Consider the following 10,089-nt stretch of genomic DNA (forward strand, 5'->3'; position numbering starts at 1 on the left):
GTTCGCTTCACGCTGCGCGCGAGCGGGCAACCGCATCCGACAGATCATGAAACAGGGTCATCACCAGCGGGCGGCGGTCGAGATTGTAGGTTTCGACGTCGCGGGCCGCTGCTCCCAGCTTGTCCCATACCTCCGCCAGCGGTGCAAGACGCGCCGGTTGCGCTGCAGCATGCGCGTGGAGATGGTCCGAAAGCCAGCTCTGGACGGTTTCGACCATGATGGCGAAGTCGCCCTCGCCGGCTTTGCCCGCGACATCCTCGGCCAACGCCATCAGCGCCGTCAGGTCGAGCCGCGGGAGCGCGTCGAGGCGGGCTCGCACGGCCTCGACCAGCGCCAGCGTCTCGGGATCGACATAGGTCAGGGCGCGTCGCACCGAGCCGTCAGCGAGATGGGCGGCGCGACGGATGGCGGAGGCGTCGAAGGGCCCGCCCATCCGCTCCAGCGCCGTCTCGCCAGCCTGCGCCACCTGAGCCTCCTCCAGCGCGGCGAAGGTCATCAGCCGGCAGCGCGAGCGGATCGTCGGCAGCATCCGTCCGGGCGCATGGGCGACGATCAGGAACAGCGCGCGCGGCGGCGGCTCCTCGAGCAGCTTCAGCAGGGCGTTGGCCGCCGAGCGGTCCATATCCTCGGCCGAATCGACGATGCAGACGCGCCAGCCGCCCTCGGCCGCGCTGGCGCCGAAGCGGTCGAGCACGCGGCGGACGGCATCGACCGGAATGTTGCTGGTGTAGCTCTTGCCGTCCGGCTTCGGGATGCGGCGCAGCAGATGCAGGTCGGGATGGGACTGCGCCATGATCCGGCGCGTCGCCGGGTCGGTCTCCGGCATGGCGAGCGAGGTCGCGCTTGCGGCGCGGCCGGCGGGGTCGCCCGCGGCGAGGACGAAGCGCGCGGCGCGATAGGCGAAGCTCGCCTTGCCGATGCCCTCCGGTCCGCCGAGCAGCCAGCCATGATGCATCCGCCCAGAGGCGAGCGCCGCGAGAAACGCCCGCTCCTGCGCCTCGTGGCCGATCAGCGCCAGCGTCTCGCGCGGATGCGGGGCGCTGGGCAGCCGGTCCGGCTCGTCGGTTGTGGGCAGCATGGTCGGTCCTTCGTCGCGCCTTGCCCGTCTTTGGGCCGGGGCTGGCGGCGGGGCAAGCCCCGATCGTCAGGCGGGTTGTGGCGCCGGCAGCCGCTCGCGGATGGCCGTCCAGGCGGCTTGGGCCAGCGCCGCTGGCGGCAGCGCCCCGTCGAGCACGACGCAGCGCTGCGGCTCGGCGGCGGCGATGTCGAGATAGGCCTGCCTCAGCGTGCGGTGGAAGGCCAGCGCCTCGCCCTCGAAGCGGTCGACGGCCTCGTCGGGTGCCCGGCGGCGCGCGGCGCGGGCCAGGCCAATGGCGGGATCGAGATCGAGGATCAGCGTCAAGTCCGGCAGGAGGCCGTCGATGGTGACGGCTTCCAGTTCCGCCAGCAGGGCCGCGTCGACCCTGCCGAGGGCGCCCTGATAGGCCCGGGTCGAATCGATGAAGCGGTCGCAGAGCACCCAGTTGCCCCGGGCGAGAGCGGGCCGGATCAGGCGGTCGATATGGTCGATGCGCGCGGCCGAGAACATCAGCGCTTCGACGAAAGGGCCGTGCTCCTTGACGGCTCCCGAGAGGATGACCTCGCGGATCGCCTCCGCCTTGGGCGAGCCTCCCGGTTCGCGCGTCAGCGTGACCTGCAGACCGAGTTGTTCCGCGCGCTCCTTGAGCGCGCGCGCCAGCGTGGATTTGCCAGCCCCCTCCCCGCCTTCGAGCGTGATGAGGCGCCCCGCTGCCGCCGCCGGTCTCAACTGCGGCCCATCGCCTTGCGGACCCAGCCTGTGGCGGCCTCCAGCAGCGCGTCGAGCGCGCGGCTCTGCAGCGTGCCGGTCTGGATGCTCTCGGCGGTGTAGAGGGGAATGTCGAGCGTCTTGACCTCGCCGCGCGTGACGAGCAGTCGCGCAACCTCAGTACCCTCCTGAAGCGGAGCGGTCAGCGGGCCGCGATAGACGATGCGCGCGTTCAGCCGCTCGCTGCTGCCGCGCGGGAGCAGCAGGCTGACGGGTCCCTTGGCCTTGAGGCCGACGCGACCTTTTTCGCCGCCGAAGACGCTGGCCTCGCCGACGATCTCGCCGGCCTCGAAGATGCGGCGCGCCTCGAACGCACGAAAACCCCATTCCAGCAGTTTCCGCGCCTCGTTGGCGCGCTCGCGGCCGGTCTTGAGCCCGTTGACCACCACGATCAGCCGCTGACCGTTCTGGACCGCCGAGCCCACGAGACCATAACCGGACTCATCGATGTTGCCGGTCTTCAGCCCGTCCGCGCCGATATCCATAGTCAGCAGCGGGTTGCGGTTCTGTTGCCGGATCTTGTTCCAGGTGAACTCCCGCTCGCCGAAGATTCGGTAGTGCTCGGGATAGGTCTTGATGATGTGGTCGGCCAGCAGCGCCATCTCGCGGGCCGTGACCCTCTGCTGCGGGTCACCCATGCCGGTGGCGTTGCGAAAGACCGATTTCGGCAGGCCGAGCCCGCGCATGCGCTCGGTCATGATCCGGGCGAAGGTCGCCTCGTCACCGGCCACGGCCTCGGCGAGCGCGATCGAGGCATCGTTGCCGGACTGGACGATGATGCCGTGCAGGATATCGGAGAGCTTCACCCGGCTGTTGAGCTGGGCGAACATCGTCGATCCACCGGAGACACCGCCGCCCTTGCGCCAGGCGTTCTCGGAAATGGAGATCTCGCTGTCCAGCGTGAGTCTGCCCTGGGCGATTTCCTGGAAGGCGACGAGCGCGGTTGCGACCTTGGCCATGCTGGCCGGCGCCATCAGCTCGTCTGCGGCCTTCTCATAAAGAACGGTGCCGCTGGCGGAATCGAGCAGCACTGCATAGGGCGCGGCGGATTGGAAGGATTGCGCCGCTACGCTCGACAGCGTCACCGCAAAGGCGAGCGAGGCACCGATTGCCAGGCGAAGCCAGTGCGACGGGCCTTTGCGGGCCTCGTGACGGGCCGAGGCCCCTTCCCTGATGCAACCGGCCATCGTCATGCCCGATCTCAAGCAGAGGCCGGGGCCAATGGTCAAGCCCGGTTCAGCGGCCGGACAGGGGCTGCAGATTCTGCGGGACGAGGGCGCGGTTCAGCGGATGCGAGGCGGCGAAACGCTCGGTCGGCGCGCGATCTGGTGCGGCGAACAGGCTCGCGACCGTCGAGCGGCTGGGCGGCAGCGTCGTGCGGATGGCGGCGGGCACCACGACGGGCGTTGCGGCATTGGCGATGGTGTCGAGGTCGAAGGGGCGGCTCGGCGGCAGCTTCACGCCGCGCACAGGGACGCCCCCCAGCGGTTCGGCGCTGCCGGTCGACACGGTCTGGAAGACCGGGCGCGAGCTGTCGGAAGCGGTCGAGAAACCCGACGCCGCTTGCGGAGCGGGCACCGCGGGGGCATAGGCCCGCACGACGGGCGCCGGAGCGGGCGCCGGATCTGACTGCTCGTCGTCGAGATCGGCGCTCTGCGAGCGCGCGGTTCCGACCGGGGCGGAACTCGCCACCATGGTGCGGGCACTGGTGCCCGGAATCGCGGCGGGCTGGCCGTCCGTGCGCAGGGTTGCCAGCAGAAGCTTGTCGTCGGAGCCGGCGAGCGAGGCCTGGCCGAGATATTCAAGTTTGACGCGCGCGGTGCCGAGATGGCGGAAGGCGAGCGCCTCGGCAGTCTTCTGCGAGACGTCCATCAGGCGACCGCCATGATAGGGGCCGCGATCATTGACCCGCACGATGATCGAGCGGTTGTTGAGCATGTTGGTCACGCGGGCATAGGCCGGCAGCGGCATCGTCGGATGGGCGGCGCTGATGCCGTGGCGGTCATAGACCTCGCCGTTGGCGGTGCGGCGGCCATGGAAGGCCTCGCCATACCAGGAGGCCGTGCCGACCGCGGTGTAACCGACGGGCTTGTCGTAAGGCGTGTAGCGCTTGCCGGCGACGGTGTAGGTCTTGCCGATCATCTGGCGTCCGCCGCCCTTGGGGACGTCCTGGCCCTCGGCGACGACGCGCGGGCTGGCCGGCCCGTATTTCGACGAGGGGAAGGCGCCGATCTCCTTCGACTTGCCCCGCCGGGCCACCTGGTCGTTGGCGCAGTTGGCGAGGAAAAGGCCGGCGAGCGCGACGCAGCCGAGCCGCAGCGCGCGGCCGGCCAGCGGGGCGGGAGACGCAGCGGAGCCCTGATCGGCAGTGGCGGAGGTCATGTCCGGGGCCGAGGAGCGCGCGCTTCGCGTCATGAAGTCGTTCCGCATTCTGCGCCGAAAACCAGCAGGCCGGCCGAGCCGCGAAAGCGGCGAAGCCAGAGTTTTCGGTCAATCACGTTAACGGGCCGTTAACGCCAGGCGACGGGTCGCGCCGACGTCGACGGCTTTGTGCCGCCCGCCCTTGAGCGGGCACAAAGGTGTCGGAAATGCGGCGTCTGTCAACCCGCTCCACAGCGCCGCCATTTTCCGGGAGGGCGTGGCCGGGCGGTCACGGCTCGATGGCACCCGTGACGAAAGAGCGAGGGGCCGAATTAATGGCGGAAGGGGTGGGAGTCGAACCCACGGTGGGCTTGCACCCACGGCGGTTTTCAAGACCGCTGCCCGAGGCCTGGTTTCGGCAACGCATTAGACTGGTGCGGTGACCGAACCGATTAAGCCTCACGCCGCATCCAGTCCGGCCCATAAGCGTGGGACACGCCCTCCGGCGTGGCGTAGCCGCGTCTGAGATCGTCCCTGATCTTGCTGGCCGGCCGCGCGTCAGGGCTACCGAAACCCGCACCACCCGCTTCGCGCAGCGTCAGGCGATCACCCGGCGCGAGCTCATGCCGTCCTTGCGGCGAGATGGTCTCGCCATTGACGAGATGCTCGCGGCACGCTCCCGGCTGCCCGCCAGCGAAGCCCTGCGCCGGGAACTGGGTGCGGTTGGCCATGGAGAAGACGCTAACCGGAAAGCCGCTGTCGTTTCGCAGCACGATCTCCTGCCCGGGACCGCCGCGATAGGCCCCTGCCCCGCCCGAATCCGGCCGCAAGCTCTTGCGCTCGACGACGAGCCCGCTCTCGGGCTCGAACAGCTCCGCCGACATGCCGCCCATATTCGAAGAGCCTGGCGTCGTCGGCTGGCCGTCGAGATCGCTCAATGCACCGAAACCACCCGCCGCGCAGAAGGTCGTGCTCATGCCCGAGCCATCTGGCCGGCGGCCCTGCAGGGTGATGAAGTCGATCAGCCCGCTGCCCGCCATCACCCGGTCGGGCACAACCTCGGCCAACGCCCCGAAAATCAGCGGGGGAATGAAATGGCCAATGACATGCCGCCCGGCCGACGGTGCCGGGGGCACGGCGTTGAGCAAGCAGCCCACAGGAGCGCTGATTGAGATCGGCACGGTGGCGCCGTCATTGTTGGGCAGCCTGGGCGCGGTGATGCATTTCAGCGTGTAGAGCGCCATCGAGCGCGTATAAGGCAGCGGCACGTTGATGCCGGCCAAGACGCAGGGGCCCGACCCGGCAAAATCGATCGCCGCCTCGCTGCCTCGCTTGTCGATCCGGCAGACGAGCCGCCGTATGTCGCCGAAGGCCTCGACCTCGACCTCGTTGCCATAGACGCCATCGGGAATGGCGACCAGTGCCGCCCTGACGGCGGCCTCGGTCTGGTCGATGATCGAAACCGCGAGGTCGTCGACATCGGCAAGCCCCGCTTCGGACAGGAACTCGCCGAGCTGCCGGTCGACGACCTCGAGGCAGCTCACGCTCGCCATGATGTCGCCCAGCACCTGTTCGGGCACCCGGACATTCAGCTTGATCAGCTCGATCAGCGTCTCGTCGCGCTGGCCCGCCGCGAAGAGCTTCCAGATCGGCAGCCGCAGACCCTCATGGTAGATTTCGGTCGCGGCGGCCGAGAAACCCATGCCGCCGATATCGGGCAAATGCGTGATGCTCATGGCATAGGCGACGATGCGCCCGCCCCTGAAGATCGGCTTCATCAACGCGAGGTCGAACATGTGGCCCGTGCCGATGACGGGGTCATTCGACGCGATGACATCCCCCGGCGCCAGCGTCTGCGGTGGGAACCGCCTGAGCATATGCGCCATCGTCACCGGCGCCGTGCCAATGAAGACGGGGATGCATTTGCGGCTCTGCGCGATGAGCCTGCCGCGCGTGTCGAAGACCATCACCGAAAGGTCGAAGCCCTCGCGCACCAGCATCGAGAAGGAGGTGCGGATCAGCGCCGCCGCGCCTTCGTCGGTGATCGAGATCAGCCTGTCCCAGGCGATGGCGAGGTCGATCGGATCGAGGGTTCGGCGGGACGTGGAGTGAGCTGTCGTCATGGGGTCGCGATCTCCGCAACGAGGCTCATGTCGCCATGCACCTTAGCGCGATCCCCGGCGTCGAGCAGGATCGTGGATTCCGCTTCCTCGATCAGCGCCGGCCCGTGCACGACCATGCCCGGCCACAGGCGCGAGCGCGCCAGGACGGGGCAATCGACGAGGCCGCCCCCTGCCGGGAAATAGGCTGGACGATGGCCCATCATCGCCTCGCCGCCGTCGTTGTCGTCCTCCGGGCTGGTCGAGAAACTCTGGGGAGCGGAAGCGCTCGCCTCGACCTTGCACCCGACGATCTCGATCGGCTCGTCGAGGCTGGTGTGGAAGATCTCGCGGTAACGCTCGATGAAACCCGTGCGCAGCGCCTCGCGGAGATGCTTGCAGACCTCTGGAAGCTCGACCTCGATGTCGTAGTGCTGGCCGCGATAGCGCATGTCGAAGCGGCGATGCCAATGCGTGGCTCCGCCGGAGCCGAGCGGCGCGGCGGCCTCGGCGTCGAGATCGGCGAGAAGGGCCTCGAGCTCGCCCTCCCCGACCGCGTCGAGTCCGCGCCGGAAAGCGCGCACGGTCTCGAAGGACTGTGCGCCCGACAGCATTCCGAAAGCCGACATGACGCCGGCTCCCCGCGGGAAGATCACGCGCGGCACCCGCAGCTTGCGGGCGATCCGCGCCGCATGGAGCGGCCCGCCGCCGCCGAAGGCGACCATGGAGCAGCTGCGATAGTCGAAACCGCGTTCGGTGGCATGCATTCGGAAGGCCCGCGCGATGTCCTCATTGGCCATGTCATGCGCGCCCCAGGCGGCGCGCAGCGCGTCGACGCCCAGCGGCACACCGACCTGCTCACGATAGGCCTCAGCCGCCGCAGCGTGATCCAGCGTCATGGTGCCGCCGAGAAAGCTGTCGGGATGAAGGTAGCCGAGCAGGAGATTGGCATCGGTCAAGGTCGCGGTCCGGCCGCCACGGCCATAAGACACAGGCCCGGGTTCAGCGCCGGCGCTGCGCGGGCCGACCCTGAGCCGACCCAGCGCATCGGGCTCGACGAGGCTGCCGCCTCCGGTCCCGATTTCGGTCATGTCGAGAACGGGGATCTGCAGCGGGAGGCCGCTGCCGCTGCGATACTCATAGGCATGCGCGGCCTCGAAGGAATAGGCGCGAAAAGGCCTGCCCTTGCGGATGAGCGCGCCCTTGGCCGTCGTACCTCCGAGATCGAAGGAGAGCAGGTCACCTCCCGCGACCGCCGTGCCGATCCGAGCCGCGACGAGCACACCGGCGGCGGGTCCCGATTCAAGCAGCTTCACCGGATAGCGTCGGGCCATCTCGAGGCTCATGAGACCGCCGCTGGAGGCCATGATCCAGAGCCGCCCTCTGAAGCCGCCCTCGCCTAGCCCGGTTTCGAGGCGGGAGAGATAGCGGTCGACCAGCGGTTGCGAATAGGCGTTGGCGCAGGTCGTGGTCCAGCGCTCGAATTCGCGCGGATAGGGGAAGACATCCGCCGAATGGGAGATGTGCAACGCCGGATAGAGCGCCTGTGTGATCTCGCGGGCGCGACGTTCATGACGATCGTCGACATGCGCATGGAGGAAGCAGATCGCCAACGCCTCGATCCGCTCCTCCTCGACGAGCCGGTGCGTCTGCGCAGCGACTGCGTCCTCGTCCAGCGGCACGAGCACGGAGCCGTCATGTTTCAACCGTTCGGGGATTTCGGCCCGGAAGCCTCGCTCGACGATCGGCTCGGCATAGCGAAGCCTGAGATCGAACAGGTCGTAGCGCTGCTCGCGGCCGATATCGAAGAGGTCGCGGAAGCCTTGCGTTACGAGCATGCCGGTGCGGTCGCCGCGACGCTCGATCAGGGCATTGGTGACCAGCGTCGTGCCGTGAACGATCTCGGCAAGGTCGGACACGCTGCAGCCGACGGCTTCGCAGAGTGCAAGCGTGCCTTCGAGCACGGCGTGAGACGGATCGCGCGGGGTCGTCAGCTGCTTGTGGACGCCAACCCGCGAGCCCGCCGAATCCACCAGAGCGAAATCGGTGAAGGTGCCGCCGATGTCGATGCCGAGACGCAGGCCGCCGCGTGGGGCGACGTCGAGGCCGTCACGCATGAGGAGCCGCCAGCGAAGCCCGAGACAGGCGCAGGAAGCCGATATCGTGGCGGGTCGTGCCGTCTCCGCTGGCGAGATCGGCGATGATCTCCCCGATCACGCTGCAGAACTTGTAGCCATGCCCCGAGCAGGGCGAAACAAGGACGACCTGTTCATGGGCGGGGTGGCGGTCGAGAATGAAATGCTCATCGGGCGTGTTGGTGAACAGGCAGCTCCGCAGCGCCATGGTCGGGCCACTGCCTTCGGGGAAATAGCGCTGGCTGAACTGACGCAGGATACGCTCATCCTCCGCGTCCGGCTCACGCCTGACCTCGTCGGCCCGACTGGTTTCGCCGCGGTGGTGATAGCGGCCGAACTTAAAGCCCGGCACCTCGTAGATCGGAAAGCCGTAATAGCGGCCCTCATCGACCTGCAGATTGAAGACAGGGAAGCGATCGAGCGCGAACAGCTCCGGTTTCGCAGGCTGAAGCCAGGCCAGAACCTGTCGCTCGGGCACCGCGACGGCCCGAAGCGAGGGTTCGAGGTCGCCGATCCAGGCGCCGGCGGTCAGCACCAGCCGCGCAGCCTCGTAGCGGCCGCGATCGGTCGTCACGACGACGCCGTCGCCGTTGGGGTTCGCCTCCCAGCCGAGCACGGCCTCGCGGGCATGGATCTCCGCGCCATGCGCCTGAGCGGCGCGGACATGCGCCACGATCGCCCGCTCGCTGGCGATCAGCCCGCCGCGCGCCTGGAACACCGCACGATGCGATGACGGCAGGCGATAGCCGGGGTAACGCGCATTGACCTGATCACCGGTCAAAACCTCGTGGGGCAGATCGTGCAGGCGGGCCGAATTCAAGGCACCCTGAAAAAGCGCGTCGTCCTCCGGGCTGGCGTCGAGCGACCCCGTGATGACCAGAAGTTCCTCGCCCGTCGTCGCTTCGATCTCAGCCCAAAGCTCATAGGCCCGCCGCAACAGAGGGACATAGGCCGGATCCTCGTAATACGGCATGCGGATGATCCGGCTGATGCCGTGCGACGAGCCCATGCTGTGGGGGATGTCGAAGCGTTCGAGACCAAGAACCTTCGCGCCGCGGCGGGCGAGATGCCAGGCGGCAGCGCTTCCCATGCCGCCGATCCCGACGACGATCACGTCATAGGCCATTCTCGACACGTCCCTCAACGCCTGCCACGCCATGGCCTGTGATTCCGACACCCTGCCGGTGCTGAAGTCTACGCGATAACGCGGCCAAGGCATCACCAGCCAGTCATGCGGATCTGGCCTGCTGCCGGTTCCGTGGACGCGCAGTTAAGCTAATCCGACCTTCTTTTCGAACTCGGCCGGGCTGAGATAGCGGATGGTCGAGTGCCTGCGGATCGTGTTGTAGAACCTCTCGACGTAGTCGAACACATCTGCCCTGGCCTCATCGCGCGTGCGGTAGATCTGGCCCCTGATCCGCTCGGTTTTCAGCGAGGAGAAGAAGCTCTCCATCGCGGCGTTGTCCCAGACGTTGCCCGATCGGCTCATCGAGCAGGTGACACCGTTCTCAGCCAGCAGTTCCTGGAAGTGCTGGCTGGTATATTGGCTGCCCTGGACGCCCTTCTGTTTGTCAAGCAGCGATACGTGTCGCGTTGATTTCCTTCTGGCGCTGCATGATGAGGGCGAAGACCTCGCGAGCAAGGTAGC

At 68.0% G+C, this 10,089-nt stretch carries 8 protein-coding genes; all 8 read right to left on the reverse strand.

The window, feature by feature from the left end:
* Positions 1-7 precede the first annotated feature (7 nt).
* Positions 8-1,078, reverse strand: coding sequence for a DNA polymerase III subunit delta' (locus ACFPN9_RS15300; RefSeq protein WP_067254035.1), 1,071 nt, complete (start codon positions 1,076-1,078; stop codon positions 8-10).
* Between the two features lie 66 nt (positions 1,079-1,144).
* On the reverse strand, positions 1,145-1,807 hold the full coding sequence (tmk, locus tag ACFPN9_RS15305; RefSeq protein WP_066720505.1) for a dTMP kinase: 663 nt from the start codon (positions 1,805-1,807) through the stop codon (positions 1,145-1,147).
* Entirely contained in the window at positions 1,804-3,039 is a 1,236-nt protein-coding gene (locus ACFPN9_RS15310) for a D-alanyl-D-alanine carboxypeptidase family protein (RefSeq protein ID WP_245282365.1), read from the reverse strand. Before ACFPN9_RS15310 ends, tmk begins: the two co-directional genes overlap by 4 nt.
* 43 nt (positions 3,040-3,082) lie before the next feature.
* Positions 3,083-4,261, reverse strand: coding sequence for a septal ring lytic transglycosylase RlpA family protein (locus tag ACFPN9_RS15315; RefSeq protein WP_066720503.1), 1,179 nt, complete (start codon positions 4,259-4,261; stop codon positions 3,083-3,085).
* Between the two features lie 398 nt (positions 4,262-4,659).
* Positions 4,660-6,330 carry a hydantoinase B/oxoprolinase family protein gene (locus tag ACFPN9_RS15320; RefSeq protein WP_066720501.1) on the reverse strand — a complete coding sequence of 557 codons (1,671 nt, stop codon included), beginning with the start codon at positions 6,328-6,330 and terminating at the stop codon, positions 4,660-4,662.
* A complete protein-coding gene (locus tag ACFPN9_RS15325; protein WP_066720498.1) occupies positions 6,327-8,423 on the reverse strand; it encodes a hydantoinase/oxoprolinase family protein in 2,097 nt (698 codons plus the stop codon). The genes ACFPN9_RS15320 and ACFPN9_RS15325 overlap by 4 nt, the downstream gene beginning before the upstream one ends.
* Complete coding sequence (solA, locus tag ACFPN9_RS15330) at positions 8,416-9,567, reverse strand: N-methyl-L-tryptophan oxidase (protein WP_066720495.1); 1,152 nt, start codon at positions 9,565-9,567, stop codon at positions 8,416-8,418. Before solA ends, ACFPN9_RS15325 begins: the two co-directional genes overlap by 8 nt.
* 144 nt (positions 9,568-9,711) lie before the next feature.
* The coding region (locus tag ACFPN9_RS15335; protein WP_377817223.1) for an IS3 family transposase at positions 9,712-10,089 on the reverse strand (378 nt) is incomplete at its 5' end.

Origin of the sequence: Allobosea massiliensis (genome assembly GCF_042655245.1) — a bacterium.
GTDB lineage: Bacteria > Pseudomonadota > Alphaproteobacteria > Rhizobiales > Beijerinckiaceae > Allobosea > Allobosea massiliensis.

Excerpts from the sequence above, each read along its gene's own strand:
- ACFPN9_RS15300 (WP_067254035.1), bottom strand. The coding sequence starts at position 1,078 with ATGCTGCCCACAACCGACGAGCCGGACCGGCTGCCCAGCGCCCCGCAT.
- ACFPN9_RS15310 (WP_245282365.1), bottom strand. The coding sequence starts at position 3,039 with ATGACGATGGCCGGTTGCATCAGGGAAGGGGCCTCGGCCCGTCACGAG.
- ACFPN9_RS15315 (WP_066720503.1), bottom strand. The coding sequence starts at position 4,261 with ATGACGCGAAGCGCGCGCTCCTCGGCCCCGGACATGACCTCCGCCACT.
- ACFPN9_RS15320 (WP_066720501.1), bottom strand. The coding sequence starts at position 6,330 with ATGACGACAGCTCACTCCACGTCCCGCCGAACCCTCGATCCGATCGAC.
- ACFPN9_RS15325 (WP_066720498.1), bottom strand. The coding sequence starts at position 8,423 with ATGCGTGACGGCCTCGACGTCGCCCCACGCGGCGGCCTGCGTCTCGGC.
- solA (WP_066720495.1), bottom strand. The coding sequence starts at position 9,567 with ATGGCCTATGACGTGATCGTCGTCGGGATCGGCGGCATGGGAAGCGCT.